General features: G+C 67.5%; 17 protein-coding genes and 1 riboswitch. Of the genes, 5 read left to right on the forward strand and 12 right to left on the reverse strand.

What is annotated here, in order from left to right:
- Positions 1-340 precede the first annotated feature (340 nt).
- Entirely contained in the window at positions 341-2,206 is a 1,866-nt protein-coding gene (locus tag ACVXZ4_RS03315; protein WP_461796816.1) for an ABC transporter ATP-binding protein, read from the reverse strand.
- 126 nt (positions 2,207-2,332) lie between these two features.
- Between ACVXZ4_RS03315 and ACVXZ4_RS03320 the strand changes: the two genes are divergently transcribed.
- From ACVXZ4_RS03320 to ACVXZ4_RS03330, 3 genes are read left to right on the forward strand one after another with little or no spacing between them, the layout of a single operon-like run.
- Entirely contained in the window at positions 2,333-3,259 is a 927-nt protein-coding gene (locus ACVXZ4_RS03320; RefSeq protein WP_461796817.1) for an ABC transporter ATP-binding protein, read from the forward strand.
- Positions 3,256-4,104 (forward strand): ABC transporter permease, encoded by an 849-nt coding sequence (locus tag ACVXZ4_RS03325; RefSeq protein ID WP_461796818.1) that lies wholly within the window; start codon positions 3,256-3,258, stop codon positions 4,102-4,104. The genes ACVXZ4_RS03320 and ACVXZ4_RS03325 overlap by 4 nt, the downstream gene beginning before the upstream one ends.
- On the forward strand, positions 4,101-4,940 hold the full coding sequence (locus ACVXZ4_RS03330) for an ABC transporter permease (RefSeq protein ID WP_461796819.1): 840 nt from the start codon (positions 4,101-4,103) through the stop codon (positions 4,938-4,940). The genes ACVXZ4_RS03325 and ACVXZ4_RS03330 overlap by 4 nt, the downstream gene beginning before the upstream one ends.
- Before the next feature lie 101 nt (positions 4,941-5,041).
- Here the strand turns inward: ACVXZ4_RS03330 and ACVXZ4_RS03335 are convergent, their stop codons facing one another.
- The 9 genes from ACVXZ4_RS03335 to ACVXZ4_RS03375 form a co-directional block, all read right to left on the reverse strand.
- Positions 5,042-6,430, reverse strand: a complete 1,389-nt coding sequence (locus ACVXZ4_RS03335) for an MFS transporter (RefSeq protein WP_461796820.1) — start codon at positions 6,428-6,430, stop codon at positions 5,042-5,044.
- Between the two features lie 149 nt (positions 6,431-6,579).
- A complete protein-coding gene (locus ACVXZ4_RS03340; protein ID WP_461796821.1) occupies positions 6,580-7,854 on the reverse strand; it encodes an MFS transporter in 1,275 nt (424 codons plus the stop codon).
- Between the two features lie 90 nt (positions 7,855-7,944).
- On the reverse strand, positions 7,945-8,379 hold the full coding sequence (locus ACVXZ4_RS03345; RefSeq protein WP_461796822.1) for a hypothetical protein: 435 nt from the start codon (positions 8,377-8,379) through the stop codon (positions 7,945-7,947).
- 1 nt (position 8,380) lies between these two features.
- Complete coding sequence (locus ACVXZ4_RS03350; RefSeq protein WP_461796823.1) at positions 8,381-8,527, reverse strand: hypothetical protein; 147 nt, start codon at positions 8,525-8,527, stop codon at positions 8,381-8,383.
- Positions 8,528-8,561: 34 nt separating this feature from the next.
- A complete protein-coding gene (gene ribH / locus ACVXZ4_RS03355) occupies positions 8,562-9,032 on the reverse strand; it encodes a 6,7-dimethyl-8-ribityllumazine synthase (RefSeq protein WP_461796824.1) in 471 nt (156 codons plus the stop codon).
- Positions 9,029-10,381, reverse strand: a complete 1,353-nt coding sequence (ribB, locus tag ACVXZ4_RS03360) for a 3,4-dihydroxy-2-butanone-4-phosphate synthase (RefSeq protein ID WP_461796825.1) — start codon at positions 10,379-10,381, stop codon at positions 9,029-9,031. Before ribB ends, ribH begins: the two co-directional genes overlap by 4 nt.
- Entirely contained in the window at positions 10,378-10,998 is a 621-nt protein-coding gene (locus ACVXZ4_RS03365) for a riboflavin synthase (RefSeq protein ID WP_461796826.1), read from the reverse strand. The genes ribB and ACVXZ4_RS03365 overlap by 4 nt, the downstream gene beginning before the upstream one ends.
- Entirely contained in the window at positions 10,998-12,062 is a 1,065-nt protein-coding gene (ribD, locus tag ACVXZ4_RS03370) for a bifunctional diaminohydroxyphosphoribosylaminopyrimidine deaminase/5-amino-6-(5-phosphoribosylamino)uracil reductase RibD (RefSeq protein WP_461796827.1), read from the reverse strand. Before ribD ends, ACVXZ4_RS03365 begins: the two co-directional genes overlap by 1 nt.
- Before the next feature lie 90 nt (positions 12,063-12,152).
- Positions 12,153-12,308: riboswitch (FMN riboswitch) on the reverse strand.
- A 69-nt stretch (positions 12,309-12,377) separates the two neighbouring features.
- Positions 12,378-13,349 (reverse strand): sugar-binding transcriptional regulator, encoded by a 972-nt coding sequence (locus ACVXZ4_RS03375; RefSeq protein ID WP_461796828.1) that lies wholly within the window; start codon positions 13,347-13,349, stop codon positions 12,378-12,380.
- A 56-nt stretch (positions 13,350-13,405) separates the two neighbouring features.
- Between ACVXZ4_RS03375 and ACVXZ4_RS03380 the strand changes: the two genes are divergently transcribed.
- Together ACVXZ4_RS03380 and ACVXZ4_RS03385 are read left to right on the forward strand one after the other, a co-directional pair.
- Complete coding sequence (locus ACVXZ4_RS03380; protein WP_461796829.1) at positions 13,406-15,112, forward strand: glycerol-3-phosphate dehydrogenase/oxidase; 1,707 nt, start codon at positions 13,406-13,408, stop codon at positions 15,110-15,112.
- 389 nt (positions 15,113-15,501) lie between these two features.
- Positions 15,502-16,392: a hypothetical protein gene (locus ACVXZ4_RS03385; protein WP_461796830.1), complete on the forward strand. Its 891-nt coding sequence runs from the start codon at positions 15,502-15,504 to the stop codon at positions 16,390-16,392.
- Between the two features lie 217 nt (positions 16,393-16,609).
- On the opposite strand, the gene ACVXZ4_RS03390 is transcribed toward ACVXZ4_RS03385, so the two are convergent.
- Both ACVXZ4_RS03390 and ACVXZ4_RS03395 read right to left on the reverse strand, forming a co-directional pair.
- Positions 16,610-18,406 carry a hypothetical protein gene (locus tag ACVXZ4_RS03390; RefSeq protein WP_461796831.1) on the reverse strand — a complete coding sequence of 599 codons (1,797 nt, stop codon included), beginning with the start codon at positions 18,404-18,406 and terminating at the stop codon, positions 16,610-16,612.
- 34 nt (positions 18,407-18,440) lie between these two features.
- Positions 18,441-18,995 carry a GNAT family N-acetyltransferase gene (locus ACVXZ4_RS03395; RefSeq protein ID WP_461796832.1) on the reverse strand — a complete coding sequence of 185 codons (555 nt, stop codon included), beginning with the start codon at positions 18,993-18,995 and terminating at the stop codon, positions 18,441-18,443.
- Position 18,996 lies beyond the last annotated feature (1 nt).

Genomic DNA, 18,996 nt, shown 5'->3' on the forward strand with positions numbered 1-18,996 from the left:
TGTCACTCCGGGTAGCGGAAACGGAAATCCGCCGTCGTGCCAGAGTCGGTGCCATCCGCCCCACCGGTCCGCACGACCGGATCACCCTCGCACCGAATGCAGGACCGCGTGTGACTGGAGTGACGGCTGAGCCACACTGGTGGACATCCGTCCCATGGAGTCCTGCATTTCGAACGGGGTGGTCACGCAAACCTGCCCATCATCATTCAGGAATCCCTGGGCCGGTGAGGCGGATGCTGCGGGAGTCGACCTCGGCAGCCTCATCCGTCCCCTCCGTCTCAGAACGTCCTGAATGATGCGAGCGTGCCTGAACGATGCGAGCACCCGCGATCGGGTGGACTCAGACCAGGAGTTGGTGCTTCGCCAGGTCGCGGTAGAGGGGCGTGCTCTTGACGAGTTCGGAGTGGGTGCCGGTGCCGACGACCCGTCCGTGGTCGAGCACCACGATCTGGTCGGAGTCGACGACGGTGGAGAGCCGGTGGGCGATGACGATCAGCGTGCGGTTCTCCGCCACGGCATCGATGGCTTCGCGCAGCAGCTGCTCGTTGAGCCCGTCGAGCGACGAGGTCGACTCGTCGAGCAGCAGGATAGGCGGGGCCGACAGCAGGGTGCGCGCGATCGCGAGGCGCTGGCGCTCGCCGCCGGAGAGCATCACGCCCTCTTCACCGACGGCGGCATCCAGTCCCTTGTCGCTGCGTTCGAGCACCTCGGTGAGGTTCACGTCGTGAAGCACGCGGATGCACTCCTCGTCCGTGGCGTTCGGCGCACCGAGGGTGAGGTTGTCGCGCAGAGTGCCGGCCAGCACCGGGGCATCCTGCTCCACATAGCCGATCTGCGCGCGCAAGGCCTCGCGATCCAGCCCGCGGATGTCGACCCCGCCCAGTCGCACCAGGCCGGCCGTCGGGTCGTAGAAGCGCTCGATCAGGGCGAGGATCGTGCTCTTGCCGGCGCCCGAGGGCCCGACGAGCGCGGTGCGCTGGCCGCGGGGGGCGTCGAAGGAGACCCCGTGCAGCACCGTGAGGTCCTTCGGAGCGGCATCCTCCACGAGCTCGGAATGCTCCACAAGGCCGGAGTCGGTGGCCGGGGCCGGGGGAACCGGCGGTGCCGGGTAGGTGAAGACCACGTCGTGGAAGCTGATCGCGGCGTCAGAGGGGAGTGGCGCCGCCGGCTCGATCGCACCGTCGAGCTCGGACTCGCTCGGCAGCGTGACGATCTCCTGGATGCGTCCGAGTGCTCCGAGTGCCTGGTTCACCGAGGTGATGGCGCCGAAGGCCTGCCCGAGCGGCATGATCAGCATGAAGAGGAAGAAGATGAAGGCCACGAGGTTAGCGATGGTGATGGCTCCGCTCGCGACCCGGAATCCGCCGACGCCGAGCACCACCAACAGCGAGACCTGAAGCGCGATGCCGGCGATCGGCACCACGAGAGCCGAGATCTTCGCCACCTGGATGCCCATGTCCCAGGCGCCCTTCGCATCCTTCTCGATCGCTGCCGTCTCGCGGTCCGTGGCGTTGGAGGCGCGAACGGTGCGGATGGCTCCGAGCGCGCGTTCCACGGAAGCGGCGAGATCCCCCACCTTCTCCTGCTGCTTGCGGCTGGCCACGCGCACCCGGCCCGAGAGCAGCACGACGGTGACGACGGAGACGGCGATCACCAGCACGGTGAGTCCGAGGAGCACCGGATCGATCACCAGCATCGCGATCAGGGCACCGAGGAAGATGAGCGCTCCGCCGATCGCGTCGACGAGTCCCTGGGTGAGTACGGCGTACAACAAGGTGGTGTCCGATCCGACGCGGGAGACCAGGTCACCGGTGCGACGGGTGTCGAATTCGCTGATCGGCAGCCGGAGCATCCGGCGCACGAGCTGTCGGCGGGCCGAGAGCACGACGCTCGTGCCGGTGCGCTGCAGCAGGTAGTGCTGCACGCCCGAGAGGATCGCGGACACGACGACGAGGCCCACGAGGAGGAAGACGAGGGCGCCGAGCGGCTCGTTCTTCTGAACGCGGGCGATCACCTGGCTCACCAGCACAGGCTGGGCGAGCGAGGTGCCGGCGCCGAGCACGCTCAGCGCGATGACGATGCCGAGCACCTTCTTGTGCTCGAGCAAGTAGGGCAGCAGCTGGCGGAAACTCGCGCGGGGTCCGTCATCCTTCTTGGCGCGGGCGAACGGCGAACGGGACCGGGGGGACTGCGTGCTTGTGCTCATGATGTCTTTTCCAGTGGCAGAGGCGAACAGTCAAGCTTAGGCACGACGCAGATCGGAGGGAGTACTCCGCAGGGAGCATGAGCGGGGCTCGCACTATGTCGGAGGGAGTGGTTAGGGTGGAATACCGTGCCTACTCCTGTCATCGCTGCCAGCCTGCTCACCAAGAAGTACAAGGACTTCGCCGCCGTCGACGGCCTCTCGTTCGAGGTCGCGCCCGGGGAGTCGTTCGGCCTGCTCGGCCCCAACGGCGCCGGCAAGTCCACGACGATGCGGATGGTCGGGGCCGTCTCCACCCGCACGAGTGGCGACCTGAGCATCCTCGGGCTCGATCCGGATGCGAACGGTCCGGAGATCCGGTCCCAGCTCGGCGTCGTGCCGCAGCAGGACAACCTCGACACCGAACTGCGGGTGCGCGACAACCTCATCGTCTACGGGCGCTACTTCGGCATCGGCATCGCGGAGTGCGGTCGTCGCGCCGACGAGCTGCTCGAGTTCGCCCAGCTCTCCGACCGCAAGAAGTCGAAGGTGGACGACCTCTCGGGGGGCATGAAACGTCGGCTCACGATCGCGCGTTCGCTCATGAATGAGCCGCGCATCCTGCTGCTCGACGAGCCGACCACCGGGCTGGATCCGCAGGCCCGCCATATCCTCTGGGACCGCCTCTTCCGACTCAAGGAACAGGGCACCACCCTCGTGCTCACCACCCACTACATGGACGAGGCCGAGCAGCTCTGCGACCGGCTGATCGTGGTAGACAAGGGCACGATCATGGCGGAGGGTGCCCCGGCCGAGCTCATCCGCCACTACTCCACGCGGGAGGTCGCCGAGCTGCGGTTCGGGTCGGAGCGCAATGCGGAGGTGGCGCAGCTGATCGCCGGGGTCGGGGAGCGGATCGAGGTGCTGCCTGACCGCATCCTGGTCTACAGCGAAGACGGTGACGCGGTGCTCGCCGAGATCACGCGGCGGGGACTGCATCCGATCACGAGCCTGGTGCGTCGCTCCAGTCTGGAGGACGTCTTCCTGCGACTCACCGGGCGGAGCCTGATCGAATGAGCGCGGTAAACACGGCATCAACGGCCGAGGCGCGCGCCATCGCCATCGCCGGCGGGGTCAAGCCGCGGCGGTGGGGATCCTGGTATGTCGCGGAACACCGCATCCGCGGCATCAATTCGTACTACAAGACGCTGCTCGCGACGGCGATCGGCAGCCCTGTCATCTACCTCTTCGCGCTCGGCGTGGGGCTCGCGACCCTTGTCGACAAGAACCAGGGCAACGCCTTCGGGGGAGTGGGCTACCTCGCCTTCGTCGCACCGGCGTTGATCGCCTCCGCGGCGGTCGAGGCCGCCTCGGAGGAGTGCACTTACCCCATCCTGATGGGGTTCAAATGGAACCCCATCTTCTTCGGCATGAACGCGGCGCCGATCTCCGGCAACCAGATCGTGAACGGCATCTTCATCTCCGTGATCGCCCGGGTGCTCCCCACCGGCATCATCTACTACCTGATCATGCTGGCCTTCGGGGCAGTGCCCGACTTCTGGGGCTTCCTCACCGTGCCGATCTCGCTGCTCACCGGGATGGCATTCGGGCTCGTGATCGCCAGCTACATGGCGACCGTCGAGACGGATGCCGGCCAGCCCGCGTTCATCCGCCGGTTCATCATCGCCCCGCTCCTGCTGTTCTCCGGCACCTTCTTCCCGCTCACCCAGATGCCCATCTACCTGCAGTGGATCGGCTGGATCTCGCCGCTCTGGCATGGAACGCAGCTCGGGCGCGACGTGAGCTACGGCAACGTGGAGCCGGGCTGGCTCGTGGCCGTGCACATCCTGTTCCCCCTCGCCCTCTGCGTCTACGGCTGGTTGCGCACCCAGCGGGTGGTCACGAGGAGGCTGGACAAATGACCGCGACACCGACCTTCGTCCCGGTGCGTCCGGAGCCACGGCCTCGGCGGAACGGCATCCGCGCGCTGTATGCCGGCAATTCACGCTCGGTGATCGAGCGTGGACTGCTGGCCACCCGAAGCACGAACTGGCTCATCGTGGTCAGCGGGTTCTTCGAGCCGATCTTCTACCTGCTCTCGCTGGGCATCGGCCTCGGCGCGCTCGTCGGGGCGGTCACCACGTCGACGGGCCAGCAGGTGCCGTACGCCGCGTTCATCGCTCCCGCGCTGCTCGCCGTCTCGGCGATGAACGGGGCGATCTTCGACTCCACCTGGAACGTCTTCTTCAAGATGCAGTTCGCTCGGCTGTACGAGGGAATGCTGGCGACCTCCCTCGGGCCGCTGGATGTCGCGCTGGGCGAGATCTTCCTCGCCCTGCTGCGCGGCGTCGTCTATGCGGCCGGCTTCCTGCTGGTGATGCAGGTGCTCGGACTCAACCTGGCCTGGACCGCGATCCTTGCCCTCCCGGCCGTGGTGCTGGTGGCCTTCGGTTTTGCGAGCCTCGGCATGGCGATCACCAGCTACATGAAGAGCTTCCAGCAGATGGACTGGATCAACTTCGCCCTCCTGCCGATGTTCCTCTTCTCGGCGACCTTCTACCCGCTGAGCGTCTACCCGCAGGTCATCCAGTGGGTGATCCAGGCCCTGCCGCTCTGGCACGGGGTCGAGCTCATCCGGGGGCTCACGACCGGAGCGCTCAGCCTCGGGATGCTCGGCCACGTGCTGTACTTCGTGGTCATGATCGTGGTCGGACTCGTCTTCACGACCCGTCGCCTGCGCGCGCTGTTCCTCGACTGAGGCCCTCTCGCTCTCCGAACATCCATCTCCCGTTTTTACGACCGCCACGGTGTGCGAGCACGGAGGTGGTCGTAAAAACGGGAGGTGGATGCCCGGGAGAGTCACTCCACGATCGTGGCGAAGTCGCTGTCGCGGGTCTCGCGGCTCAGGCGGAGAGCCACGAGGGTGATCACGGCGGCCAGCGAGAGGTAGACACCCACGAGGATCGTGCTGCCGCCGGCCAGCCCCCAGAGCGCGAGCGCGATATACGGCGCGACCGCCGCCCCGAGGATGCTCGAGAAGTTGTAGCTGATTCCCGAGCCGGTGTAGCGCACGTTGGTCGCGAACAGCTCCGGCAACTGGGCCCCCATCGGCCCGAACGTGAGCCCCATGAGCGAGAAGCCGAGGATCAACCAGGCCATCACGCCGACGATGCCGCCGCCCGAGAGGGGAACGAAGAGCAGCCCGAAGACGATGATCCCGATCGTGACGACGCTGAGCATCCGGCGTCGCCCGAATCGCTCGGCGAGCGGGCCGGAGACGAGGGTGAAGATGCCGAAGAACACCACCCCGATGATGAGCATGATGAGGAATTCGTTGCGGGTGTAGCCGAGTCCGGGCACGAAGGCGGAGGGGTCGAACGGCTTGCCGGCCGCCTTCGCGCCCGCCGCCGCCACATCCACCGTCTTCGCCGCGGTGCCGAAAGCGAGGGTGAAGGTGGTCATCAGGTAGAAGAGCACGTAAGTGGCCAACATGATGAAGGTGCCGAGGATGAGCTGGCGCCAGCTGGTGCGGAATACGAGTGCGAGCGGTACGCGGGCGACTGCACCCTTCTCGATGACTTGCGTGAACGCCGGAGCCTCGACGAGCCGGAACCTCACGTAGAGGCCCACGATGACGAGCAGGGCACTGGCGAGGAACGGGATGCGCCAGCCCCAGGCCGCGAAGGCCTCCGGGCTCATCGTGAGGTTGAGCACGAGGAAAAGCGCATTGGCCACGATGAACCCGATCGGCGCCCCGAGCTGCGGGAAGGTGCCGTAGATCGCGCGCTTGCCCGCGGGGGCGTTCTCGGTGGCGAGCAGCGCGGCTCCGCTCCACTCTCCGCCGAGGCCGATGCCCTGGGCGAACCGGAACACCACGAGCAGAAGCGGGGCGAACACGGCCCAGCCGGGGGTGGAGGCCGAGGGGAGGCATCCGATCAGGAAGGTGGCGATGCCCATGGTGAGGAGCGACGCGATGAGGGTGCCCTTGCGGCCGATCCGATCCCCGAAGTGCCCGAACAGGATGGACCCGAGGGGCCGGCCGATGAAGGCGGCCCCGAAGACCGCAAAGGAACTGAGCAGCGCCGTCGGTCGGTCCTGGGTGGGGAAGAACAGTGCGGGGAAGACGAGCACCGCCGCCGTGGCGTAGACGTAGAAGTCGTAGAACTCGATCGAGGTGCCGATGAGGCTCGCGAGGATCACGCGCGAGCGCGGATTCGCGGGGGCGGCGACGGCGGAGGCTGATGACATGAGCGATTGCTCCCTAGAGACGAGGATGACCGCCTCCGACCCTACCCCTCGCTCGGGGGCCACCCCGCCGACCATCTCCCGTTTTTGCGACCACCACGGTGTGCGAGCGCGGAGGTGGTCGCAAAAACGGGAGGGGGATGCTGGGGAGGCTAGCGCACGCCCTTGATCGGCAGGATCGCGAGCCCGCCGAGCACCGCGGCGATCGCCGAGCAGATGAAGAGCGCCGTGAAGCCGCCCATCGCAGCGACGACGAAGGCTCCGAGAAGAGGGGCGAATGCCTGCGGCACCGCCGTGGCGATGTTCATGATCCCCAGGTCCTTGCCCCGGCTGTGCGAGTCGGGCAGCACCTGGGTCGCGAGCGCCTGGTCGACGGCCATGAAGCATCCGTAGCCCAGTCCGAGGAGGCCGGCAGCGGCCATGGCGACGGGAAGGGCGGGCACGAACGCCAGGAGCAGTGCGGCGAGGGCCTGCAGGTAGGCGGCGGCGTAGACGAACACCTTGCGCTGACCGATGCGGTCGCTGAGCTTGCCGAAGCCGAGGGCCGCAATGATGAAGAACACCAGGTAGATCATCGTGAGCAGCAGCAGGTCGTCTTCCGCCGCCTTGCCGAGGCCGAGGCCGTACATCAGGAAGTAGAGCAGCAGGGTGGTGCCGAGCGCGTTTCCGAGGTTCACGAGGATGCGGCCGAGCAGAGTCCAGCCGAAGTCGGGGAAGCGGATCGGATTGATCCAGAATCCGCGCGCGAGACTGCCGAACGTGAACGGGGCCCGGAGCACCCGGGGGAGCACCTCGTCGGGGATGAGCAGGAGGAACGGCAGCACCAGCACGATCAACAGCACCGCCATAAGGGCGTAACCGACGAACGTGGTGAGCACGAGGGTGAGCACAAGCACGATACCGAGAACCGTGCCGACTGCCTGCGGAGCCGACACCCAGCCCGACACGAACCCGCGCTGGTTGACCGGCACCTGGTCGGAGATGGTGGCGGTGACAGCGGCGGAGACGATGCAGAATCCGCTCAGCGCGAGCGCCCAGAAGACACCGACGCCGGTGATAGAGGTCTGAAGGCCGAGCAGGAAGAGGGAGATCGCAAAGACGAGGGTGCCGACGAGGATCCAGGGTCGCCGACGCCCGAATCGCGAGGTGGTGCGGTCGGAGAGCGCTCCAGTGAGCGGATAGACGATGAGGGCACAGGCCCCGGCGATGCCGGAGATGATGCCGAAGGCGACGACACTCGATACCCAGTCGGTGGTCGTGAAGAGCTCGTCGATCTGCTGCGGGAGCAGGAGTTGGATCGGGGTGAGCTGCGCCATCCAGATGCCGAGCCAGGCCGTCGCGAAGAGGGCGATCCAGCCCGCCGACACCTTGCGTCGCGGCTCGGCGAAGGGAGTGAACGCGGCGGGCAGTGTTGTGGGTGCGGTCATGCGTCAGGCTCCTCCGTCGCCAGAATAGCGGCTCGGGTACCGGATCGGCGTCCGCGCCGTTCCCCCAGTTCGGGTGCGGTTCGACGGACTCTACGCGTCGTCCTCTGCCCGCCACCGGGTGAAGAGAGCGGAGGTGTCGCTCACGAAGGTGCCGCGCGGCACGGTGCGGCCGCAGTCGTAGACCCGCAGTTCCGCCGTTTTAGAATCCGCGAACTCCAGGGTGATGTCGGTGGCGAGCCCACCGGTGCAGACGTCATTGAGGGTCTGGTCGAAGTTCGTGACGTCGACCCCGTACTTCTTCACGATCGCCGTGAACGCGGCGATCCGCGCCGGATCCGAGGTCTCGTGCGATGAATCCGAGAATCCTTCGACGGCCTTCGACTGGCTGTATTGGATTCCGGTGATCGGGGGGAGTGCGGCGCGCGGGCTGGAGCTCAGGGCGACGATTGTCAGCACGAGGGCCACGACGACGACGCCGGCGAGCGCCGCGATCAGCCGCAGCGGTGGCCGCCCCTGCGGCCGCATGTCAGGCAGGTTCGACGACGGAATGGCTGCTGAGGCTGCGCGAGACCTTACCCGGGTCCTTCAGGAACACCACATAGGTGAACCCGGCCGCGAGCACCACCGCGATGACGATGGCGAGGACGATCAGGATCTTGAAGGGGTTGCTCACGCAGCCAGCCTACCTTTCGGTGGACGAGCGGGAGTCAGCCGGCCAGCCCGCGGAGGAGGACGGCTGTCGCGAGCGCCGCTTCGGCAGCCTCGGCGCCCTTGTCCTCCTTCGACCCGGGCAGTCCCGCCCGGTCCAGCCCCTGCTGCTCGTCCTCCAGGGTGAGCACGCCGAAGCCGACGGGCTTTCCGGTGAGGATCGCCACCTGGGTGAGACCGCTCGTCGCGGCATCCGACACGAACTCGAAGTGCGGGGTGCCGCCACGAATGATCACGCCGAGCGCGACCACCGCATCCGCTCCCGCATCGAGCGCCGCCTTGCTCACCACGGGGAGCTCGAAGCTGCCGGGCACGCGCAGCTCGGTCACCTCGGCGCCGGATGCCGCGAGCACACGCCGCGCGCCGGCAAGCAGCCCGTTGGTGATCTCCTCGTGCCATTGCCCGGCAACGATGGTGACCCTGAGGCCGGTGCCGTCGGTGATGATCTCTGGTGCTCCGTCGCCGCTCATGCGAGGTGTCCTTTCGGGGTTTCGAGGATGCGCTGGTGGGCCCGAGCGGCCCGTTCGAGTTCGGTGTCGACCGCGGGGTCCCCCCGCAGTTCGGAGGTGTCGCGCAGTTCAGAAGTACCGGGGAGGATGTGCCCCATGCGGTCCCTCTTCGCCTCGAGGTATTGCTCGTTGAAGTCGCCGACTCCCACCACGAGCGGAACCTGCTCGGTGACGATGATCCCGCGGTCACGCAGCTGGCGCAGCTTCTCCGGGTTGTTGGTGATCGCCCGCACTTCGCTGAGGCCGAGGTCCTCCAGGATCGCGACCGCGGCGCTGTAGTCACGACCATCAGCGGGGAAGCCGAGGGCGATGTTCGCGTCGAGGGTGTCGAGCCCGTCCTCCTGCAGGCGGTAGGCCTTCAGCTTGTTGATGAGCCCGATGCCCCGACCCTCGTGCCCGCGCATGTAGATGACGACTCCGCCTTCGGCCTGGATCTGGTCGAGCGCGGCATCCAGCTGCGGTCCGCACTCGCACTTGAGGGAACCGAAGACCTCCCCGGTGAGGCACTCGGAATGTACCCGGATCAGCGCGCCGTTCTGCGGCTCGCCGCTGATGATGGCCAGGTGATCGGCGCCGGTCATCCGGTCCCGGTAGGCGCGGAAACGGAAGGATCCGTGGCTGGTGGGGATGGTGGTCTCGACCTCGAAGGTGACGCGGGAGGTCTCGGGGATCGGCACCGCATCCGGCACGGAGGTGTCGCAGTGCCGTGCCTGGAGGTACTCGATGAGCGATTCGATCGTGATCACGGCGATGCCCTCGCGCAGCCCAAGCTGGATGAGGCCGGGCAGGCGCATCATCTCGCCGTCTTCCGCGACGATCTCGGAGATGGCTCCGACCGGCGTGAGGCCGGCGAGCTTGAGCAGGTCGACAGTTGCCTCGGTGTGGCCGTTGCGTTCGCGCACGCCGCCGTCCCGTGCCCGGAGAGGCATGATGTGCCCGGGGCGATGCACGCTCGATGGCGTCGAGTCGAGATTCGCCAGCACGCGGAGGGTGTGGGCACGATCGGCGGCGCTGATGCCGGTGCTGATGCGGTCAGCGGCATCCACCGACACCGTGTAGTTCGTGCCGCGCGGGTCTTCGTTGTTCACGACCATCATCGGCAGTTCGAGGCGGTCGGCGATCTCGTTGGTCATCGGCGCGCAGATGAAGCCGGAGCTGTTGCGCACGAGCCACGCGAGCCATTCCTGGCTGGCGAACTCGGCGGCGAGCACGACGTCGCCCTCATTCTCACGGCCCTCGTCGTCGACGACGATGATCGGCTTTCCGGCCCGCAGTTCTTCGAGGGCGGTGGGGATGTCGGCGAGACTCATGACTCGCTCCTTCCGGTTGGTGCTGCTGATGTCAGTTCTGCGAGGCGCGCAACGTGGCGCGCCAGGATGTCGGTCTCGATGTTCACGGAGTCGCCGACGGCCTTGCGCCCGAGGGTCGTCACGCTGAGCGTCTCGGGGATGAGGGAGACCTCGAACCAGTCGGGTCCGACGGCACTCACGGTGAGCGAGACGCCGTCCACTGCGATCGAGCCTTTGCGGGCGACGAGGGGGGCGACATCCGCGGCAAGCGAGAACCGCAGCACTCGCCACGCGCTTCCCTCGGTGACGCTGAGGAGCACACTGGTGCCATCGATGTGGCCCTGCACGATGTGGCCGCCGAGCCGGTCGCCGACCTGGGCGGCGCGCTCGAGGTTGACGCGCGATCCGGTACTGACGCCGGCGAGGGTCGACATCGTGATGGTCTCGGCCATGACGTCGGCGGTGAACCAGTCGTCGCCCCTGTCCACGACGGTGAGGCAGACCCCGCTCACCGAGATCGAGTCGCCGTGGCGGGCGTCGGAGACCGCGAGGGGTGCGCGCACGGTGAGCCGCGCGGCATCCGTCGTCTCCTGCCAGTCGACGACCTCGCCGAGTTCTTCGATGATTCCGGTGAACATCAGATGGCCTTCCCGTGGTGATTGTGTGCGGGGTGATCGTGTGCGGGCCGAGCCACGACCAAGAGATCGTCGCCCAGTCGCTCGATGGTGTCGATGGAGAGTCGTCGTGCCTCGCCGATGCTGCCGACGCCGATGTCGGTGAGGGCGAGCCGGCCGCCGCCCAGCAGGACGGGTGCGAGGTAGGCGAGGTACTCATCCACGAGCCCTGCCGAGACGAAGGCGCTCGCGAGTGTCGGGCCGCCCTCGACGAAGACATGGCGGATGCCGCGCTCGAACAGGTCGGCGAGGATGGCCGGCAGATCCCGGCTCTGCGTGACGATCGCGGCCTGGGGATGATGGAGCACCCGGGCGTCGGCGGGGATCGCGCGTTCGCCGATCACGACGGGGATCGGCTGGTGCGGCATCAACTCTCCCGCGTCGCCGCGGGCGGTGAGACTCGGGTCGTCCGCGAGCACCGTGCCCGTGCCCACGAGGATCGCGTCGGACTGCTCGCGCTGCTCATGCACGCGCTGCCGCGCCGCGGTGCCGGTGATCCACTTGCTCGAGCCGTCGTCGGCCGCGGCCCTCCCGTCGAGGCTCGAGGCCCACTTCAGGGTGACGAACGGACGCCGCAGTCGCGTCGCGGTCAGCCACACGCGCATGGCTTCGGATGCCTCCTCCGCCAGCACCCCGGATTCGACGAGCACCCCGGCCTCGCGCAGCCGCTCGGCGCCCCCGCCGGAATGCTCGCCGGGGTCCGACACGGCATAGACGACACGAGCCACGCCCGCGTCGATGAGAGCCTCGGAGCATGGTCCCGTGAGGCCGTGGTGGTTGCAGGGTTCGAGGGTGACGATGGCGGTCAGACCGGTAGCGTCGTCCACGTGGGACAAGGCATCCACCTCCGCGTGCGGGGTGCCCGCGCCGCGGTGCCAGCCCTCGGCCACGATCGTGCCGTCGGCGTCCACGAGCACGCACCCCACCTGCGGGTTGACGCCTGTCGCGGGGCCGTGGGCGGCGAGGGACAGCGCGTGCCGCATCAGCGTCTCGTGCCCTGCGGCAGTGCCAATCTCGGCGGCGGTCATCCGGTGGTCTCGAATCTTCGTATCGAAGACGGACTCCGGGTACGGTGTCGACGGTCGCAGACATCGTGCGTGCGCGCCCGGAGGCGAACACGCGTGCTTCCTCTCATCCGGACTGAGAAGCTCTCTCGAACCTCATTACCGTCGGTCTCGGAATTTCACCGAGTCAACCGTTGCTCCGATCTTCTGGAGCCGCGGGTCGCGGACTGTCACCGCCGGTTCGGACTTTCACCGACCCCGGAGCACGTACTTCTTATTGCTTGCAGTCTATCCAACGCCGGGTGGGCGGGGATATTCCCAGAGGTCAGTGCCGGGCACCTATTCCATGGCGGCCAGCTGGCCGGCGGTCACTTCGTCGACGACCAGGTCGGTGATCACGCCGGTGGCGACGGCTCCGCGGAGAGCGGGGAGCTTCGCCCGGCCAGAGACCACGGCGATCCGGCGGGGCGCCCTCATGAGCACGTCGAAGCCGGGCCCGCTCGAACGGTCATTAAGGGGGATGTCGTCATGGCTGCCGTCGGCGCGGAAGAACATCGTGGCGATGTCCCCGACGACGTGGGATCGGGAGAGGGCGTCGTAGTCGGCCCGTTCGAGGTACCCGCCGGCGTAGACGTGGCTCGGTACGTCGGCATTCGGTGATCCGATGCCGAAGATCGCGACATCCATCCGCCGCTGCACCGCGAGCACCCGCGCGGTGCTGCGCTCCCGCCAGAGCGCTTCTTTCGTCGCCGGATCGTCGAAGAACGCCGGCACCGGGAACTGCTGAACGGTAGCGCCGAAGGCGACCCCGAAGCGTCCGATGATCTCGCTCGCGTAGACCAGACCGGTGGTGTGGGCATTACCTGCCCCGTTCAGCTGCACGACCTGGGTGTTGCGCACGGGCTTTCGTACCAGATGCCGGCTCACCGAGGCGATCGTCGAGCCCCAGGCCACCCCGAGGATCATCGTCGAGTCCACGAAGTCAGTGAGAATTCGTGCAGCCGAGAGAGCGACCCGGTCTAGGCGGTCGACCTCCGTCGCGGCATCCCCGGCGGGAACGATGTGGGACGTGAGGCCGAACCTGTCATGCAGCTGGTGTTGGAGCTGGGTGAGCTGGTCGATGGGGGAATGCAGCCTGATCTCCACGAGCCCGGAATCACGGGCGAAGGAGATCAGGCGACTGACGGATGACCGGGAGATCCCCAGCTCGGAGGCGATGGCATCCATCGTCAGGTTCTGGATGTAGTAGAGATGAGCCGCCCGGAGCGCATCCGCAGTGCGCGCTGCGCCGTCGCTTTCCGACACGTTCATCTGCACATCCGTTCACTGGCCATGAAAAGTCTCTCTCTGCGGCGCACTATGAGTGTATGACCACTTCAACTCCTCGAACCGATGTCGTTTCCCTCACCGAGCACCCCCACTCTCAGGTGCTCGTGATCGGAGGTGGCATCAACGGTGCCGCGACCTTCCGCGAGCTCGCCCTCCAGGGCGTCGACGTCACGCTGATCGAGCGCGGCGACTACATCTCCGGCGCCTCCGCCGCGTCGTCGCACATGATCCACGGCGGCATCCGCTACCTGGAGAACGGGGAATTCCGTCTCGTACGCGAGGCGGTGCAGGAGCGCAATCGCCTGCTGAAGACGGCGCCGCACTACGTGAAGCCGCTGCAGACGACCATCCCGATCTTCTCCACCTTCTCCGGGATCGCGGCCGCACCGCTGCGCTTCCTCACACACAAGCAGAGCACGACCACTGAGCGTGGCGCGCTGCTGATCAAGGTGGGGCTCATCCTGTACGACTCCTTCTCGCGCGACGGTGGCAGCGTTCCGCGCCACCAGTTCCACGGTCGACGCAAGTCGCTGGCCGACCAGCCCGCGCTGAACCCCGACCTCAAGTACACGGCCACCTACTATGACGCGGCGATGGTCAACCCGGAGCGTCTCGGACTCGACGTGTTGCTCGACGGAGTGGCAGCAGGCGGTCGAAGCGCCAACTACGTCGAGGCGATCGGCGCCGTCGATGGCGGAGTGCTGGTGCGGGACCGCGTCACGGGAGACGAATTCGTGCTCACCGCCGACGTGGTCGTCAACACCTCCGGCCCCTGGACCGACCTCACCAACGACGCTCTCGGCACGGCCACGAAGTTCATGGGCGGCACGAAGGGTTCGCACATCGTGCTCGACAACCCCGAACTCTTCGCCGCCACCAAGGGTCGTGAGCTGTTCTTCGAGAATGACGACGGCCGCATCGTGCTGATCTACCCGATCAAGGGCCGCGTGCTCGTGGGAACCACCGACATGGATGCCGACCCGCGCGATCCGATGATCGAGACGGACGACGACACCGAGTACTTCTTCAAGCTCGTCTCCCACGTGTTCCCGACTGTGCCCGTCGACCGCTCGCAGATCGTGTTCACCTATGCGGGCATCCGTCCGCTGCCGCGGCACGACGACGAGGCTCCCGGCTTCGTCTCCCGCGACTATCGCATCGAGAAGGGCAGCTTCGGCGGGTCCCCGCTGCTCAGCCTCGTCGGCGGCAAGTGGACGACCTTCCGCGCACTCGGTGAGCACATGACCAACGAGGTGCTCGCCCTGCTGAAGCGTGAGCGCACGGCATCCACCACTTCACTCCCGATCGGCGGAGGGGCCGGGTTCCCGACCACGGAACCCACCCGGAACGCCTGGATCCACTCTCACGCGGTGGGAGTCACCCGCTCGCGAGTGGAGCAGTTGCTCACACGCTACGGCACCCGCGCGACCGAGGTGATCGCCGCGATCACCGCCGGTGACGACTCCACGCTGCAGACGACCACGCTGCTGACCACTGCCGAGCTCGACCATCTCGTACGCACGGAGAGTGTCGTGCATCTCGACGATGTGCTGCTTCGCCGCACCGATCTCGCCTTCACCGGTGCGGTCACGGGCGAGATGATCGACGAGATCGCGGACGTCGTCGGAGCGAGCCTCGGCTGGACGAGCGAGAAGCGCGCGACCGAGGTCGCCGCAACCCGTGAGACCCTCACGACACTGCACGGCCAGGTCTTCACCGAGCAGCCCGCGCCGGTCGCTCACTGATCCCGCTTGTGCCGTCCCCCTCGGCATAACTCCTGCAGTTCGTGTCCCGCTGCTTTGCTGGCCCCGGATCGGCGGCGGTCTCGCACAGAGGCTGAGGGCTGGCGCGCAGTTTGCAGGACTTATGCGTCGGCGGCGTGAGCAGTCGGGCCGGAGTTGACACGCCGGAGTCGCCCCGGCGATCGATCGGACCTGAGGCGTCTCGGCGAACGCCGTTCGGCATAACTCCTGCTCCTCGCGGACACGGTGTTCGCGACGCCCGAAATTCCGGGCCAGACTGACCCTTGCAAGGCGCTGAGCCGGAGTTGTGCACCGAGCACGCGCGCACAACGTTATGCACCGATCTGGGCGGCTCCCCCAACCGTGCCGACCGCATCGGCCACCATCCCGCCATGACGTGGAACGAAATCTTCCAACAACTGAACCTGACGGTGGCGGATCGGCGCACGCTGCTCGCTTTCGGTGCAACAGGAGCGGGACTGACTAGTGCGGTGCGGGGCGGCTACCTGCTGCGGCCGCGCCGGGACCACTACGCCCTCCCCGGCACACCGACGCGCGTGATCCAGGCGGTTCGCGTCGGTGGCCGCCTCGGCTGTGTCTCGGCTCTTCATCTGCGTGGTGCCTTCGCCATGGACTCCGCTGTCCCGCATATCCATCTCCTGCGGTCGGCATCCCGACTGCGGTCACCTCACTCGCGGTCGATCGCCCTTGGCGAGAGCGCGAGGGGCGACTCCGTGTTGCACTGGTGGCCACTCCTCGACAGCACCGACGTCTCGGAACACGCCGTCGGGGTCCGCGAGGCGGTTGCCCAGGCAGTCCGCTGCCAAATGCCCTGGCATGCCATTGCCACACTCGACAGCGTCCTCCACCTGGGGCTTCTCTCGCTCGACGAGCTCGATGCGCTCTTCCGCCAGCTGCCGGAACGCTGCCTACCGCTACTCGGCCAGCTCGACGGCCGAGCGGAGGCCGGCCAGGAGTCGATCCTGCGGTTATTGATGTGGCAAATCGGTCTGCACTGCGAATTGCAGGTGGAGGTGCGGGGCGTCGGGCGCGTCGACATGATCGTCGAGGGCATCCTCATTCTCGAAGCCGACAGCAGGCTCGCCCACGAGGGCTGGGAAATGCATGTGCGGGATCGCAATCGGGACATCGACGCGGCACGGCAGGGGTACATGAGCCTTAGGCCGGCCTACCAGCGCACCATGTTCGACCCCGCTGCCGTCCAGGAGGCCGTCCTCGCGCTCCTGGCGGCGTGGAACCACCATCGGGTGCACATCCTGTAGCTGCGGCGCCACCCTGTGCGACGACCATAACTCCTGCAGATTCTGTCTGGAGGTCTCTGACTCGCCGGGGTTTCGCGTGAACTCTGCAGGCCGCTGCCGGTTTGCCGGAGTTATGCACAGTGAACCCGGCAGGCCCGGCCCGGATGAAAGCGTGAGACCGCCCGTCAGTCCAGCTGTCTCGGCAATCCGTCGAGCAAGCAGATCGCTGCCGGGTCGATCATCGCGAGTCCACCAGCACCCGAGCCGACACCGCCGGGCAGGAATCGCGCAGCTGGGACTCGAGTTCGGGGTTCACGGTTTGCACGGTCGGAGTGGGCTTCATCCGCTCCAGGATCGAGCACAGGGGTGCGATGTCCGAGTCATCGAAGGTGCCCGTCGCGCGGTACTCCCGGTAGGCGACGAAGGCGATCGCCCGCAGCTCCGGGTCGCCCACCAGATCACCGCCCCTCGTGACCAGCACCCAGAAATCGATCATCGCCTCATCGGGGTCGCCGGACTGCCAGAGTATTCCGGCCGCCCGCGGGTCGGACAGGCGCAGTATCTTTTCGACCGCCCGGTCGCCGGTGTGCCAGATCGATCCGCTGAGGATCCGGGTCATCGGCTGCCGCACCACGGTCTCGGACAGTCCGTCCAGCGGGATCGCCGCACAGGCGAGCAGCACGGCGACAGTCACTGTCGAGATACCCGCGAGGACGATCCGGCGACGGGATCCACGCACCGCGAAAACCGCCAGGCCGAGGGAGAGCGCCACGATCAGGAGAAACACCGAGAGGATCCAGGCGAGCTTCGTCGGGTAGTAGGCCGTCCACGGGTCGCCCTGTCCGTGGTCGAGATAGATCAGCATCCCCGTGGCCGCGATCGCAGCACAGGTGATCGCGATGCCACCGGGAAGCACGGGCAACGCCGTCCTCTTGCGCACCATTGCAGCGAGCGCGACGAGCGCGACGAGCAGCACCGGGATGGCCGGCCAGGACGACGGGAATCCGTGGCCGGGGATCTCCAGGGCATCCCCCTGGGCGAGGAAGGTGGGCACGGTGACGATGCCCACCCAGGCGAGTACCTGCGCGGCACCGAGCAGGAAGATGAGCGCGGCGACCCCAGAGAGCGAACGGATGCGCCCCCAGTCCCGCCGGAGGATCACGATCCCGAGCGCCCCGGGCACGAGCACCAGGGGAGCCCAGGTGGCGAGCACCAGCGTCGTGAGCCCCGTGATCACGACGAGGGCGGCGATGGGAAAACGCCGCGAGGCGAGAAAGGCGAGCCAGGTGGCGAGGAGGATCGGCAGGACGACGTTCGCGTTGAAGTAGCCCCACTGCACCGGAAGTCCCGCGACGAACCAGGTGAGCGGCAGCAGCGAACCGAGCGCGCTGGTTACCGCGACGGTGCGAAGCGACCGCTTCGGGATCGCGGAAGCCACGGCGGCCCCGGTCAGGATGCACGTGGCGGCGAGGATCAGCGTCCAGACGACCGTGAACGCCGCGAGGTCGTGGCCGAGCAGGTTCTGCGCGGCGACGGCCGACCGACCGGGTGCCATCGTGAGGGCCAGCAGGGAGGCCGGCAGCGGCACCGGATTCTCGGACTGGCCGAGAGCGAGGCCGTTGGCGGAGACGATGACATCGCCGTAGAAGATGTTGTTGAACCCGTCGCCGTTCATGGCCCAGCTGAGCCTTGCCGCGCCCGGCACGAACTGGGCGGCGACAAGGGTGCCGATCCAGCCGAGAGCGCCGAGGAGGGGGGAGATCCACAGTGCCAGCGCGTAGCGACCGGGTAGCCGGACCGCGCCCGGCGTGCGGCGAAGCAGGAGCAGGCCTGCCACGGCGAAGAGCGCCGCGCCGACAACCTGCGTGACCACGATGTCGAAAGACGCCGCACGACCGACCACGAGCATGGCGAGAGCAAGCAGGATGGCCGCCGCCGCCGTTCCTGGAACGGCGATCAGGAGTCCGAAACGCTTGCTCAGCGCGAGAAGCCAGGGCACACTTCCGAGAGCGAGCGCCACGAAGATGAGGATCATCGGCGGTCCCCCTCGGGGAACGGGCCGTTCGCGCTCAGGCTGGCCACCCTGGCCGTTCGACGCGAGGCTCGCCGGCCCGCAGCATGCCATGCCAGGCCAGAGGATGACTGCCGTCTCGGAAGGTCAGCCCGGTCGGGCGCTCCCCGGTGAAGGTGAAGCCCGCCTTGCGGGCCACCGAGACGGATGCCGCGTTGCCGACCACGCACTCCCACGCGACCTCCGCGCGCCCGAAGTCGGTCATCAGCCAGTCCGTCACCACGACGACAGCTTCGGTCATCAACCCGCGGCCCCGGTGCGGCGCGCCGAGCCAGTAGCCGATATCGCCGAATTCGCGGCGCCAGCCGATGATCCCGAGAAGCGGGCCGCCCTCGCTCTCGCGCACAGCCCAGGTGAGTTCGTCACCGGAGAGCCAGCCGCCGGGTACGACCCGGTAGAGGAAGAAGTCGGCGTGCCGCTGCTCGTAGGGCCACGGCAGTGTCATCAGCGTCTCGAACAGCGGATCCCGACAATACTCGGCCACAGCGAACCGGTCGGAGAGCACCGGCGCGTCGAGCCACAGTCGCTCGGTTCGAAGCACTGTCGGCTTCACG

The organism is Lacisediminihabitans sp. FW035 (assembly GCF_054880895.1).

Coding starts and splice junctions, on each gene's coding strand:
- ACVXZ4_RS03365 (WP_461796826.1), bottom strand. CDS start 10,998: ATGTTCACCGGAATCATCGAAGAACTCGGCGAGGTCGTCGACTGGCAG.
- ACVXZ4_RS03325 (WP_461796818.1), top strand. CDS start 3,256: ATGAGCGCGGTAAACACGGCATCAACGGCCGAGGCGCGCGCCATCGCC.
- ribB (WP_461796825.1), bottom strand. CDS start 10,381: ATGAGTCTCGCCGACATCCCCACCGCCCTCGAAGAACTGCGGGCCGGA.
- ACVXZ4_RS03375 (WP_461796828.1), bottom strand. CDS start 13,349: ATGAACGTGTCGGAAAGCGACGGCGCAGCGCGCACTGCGGATGCGCTC.
- ACVXZ4_RS03335 (WP_461796820.1), bottom strand. CDS start 6,430: ATGTCATCAGCCTCCGCCGTCGCCGCCCCCGCGAATCCGCGCTCGCGC.
- ACVXZ4_RS03385 (WP_461796830.1), top strand. CDS start 15,502: ATGACGTGGAACGAAATCTTCCAACAACTGAACCTGACGGTGGCGGAT.
- ACVXZ4_RS03345 (WP_461796822.1), bottom strand. CDS start 8,379: ATGCGGCCGCAGGGGCGGCCACCGCTGCGGCTGATCGCGGCGCTCGCC.
- ACVXZ4_RS03380 (WP_461796829.1), top strand. CDS start 13,406: ATGACCACTTCAACTCCTCGAACCGATGTCGTTTCCCTCACCGAGCAC.
- ACVXZ4_RS03340 (WP_461796821.1), bottom strand. CDS start 7,854: ATGACCGCACCCACAACACTGCCCGCCGCGTTCACTCCCTTCGCCGAG.
- ACVXZ4_RS03390 (WP_461796831.1), bottom strand. CDS start 18,406: ATGATCCTCATCTTCGTGGCGCTCGCTCTCGGAAGTGTGCCCTGGCTT.
- ribH (WP_461796824.1), bottom strand. CDS start 9,032: ATGAGCGGCGACGGAGCACCAGAGATCATCACCGACGGCACCGGCCTC.
- ACVXZ4_RS03315 (WP_461796816.1), bottom strand. CDS start 2,206: ATGAGCACAAGCACGCAGTCCCCCCGGTCCCGTTCGCCGTTCGCCCGC.
- ACVXZ4_RS03330 (WP_461796819.1), top strand. CDS start 4,101: ATGACCGCGACACCGACCTTCGTCCCGGTGCGTCCGGAGCCACGGCCT.
- ribD (WP_461796827.1), bottom strand. CDS start 12,062: ATGACCGCCGCCGAGATTGGCACTGCCGCAGGGCACGAGACGCTGATG.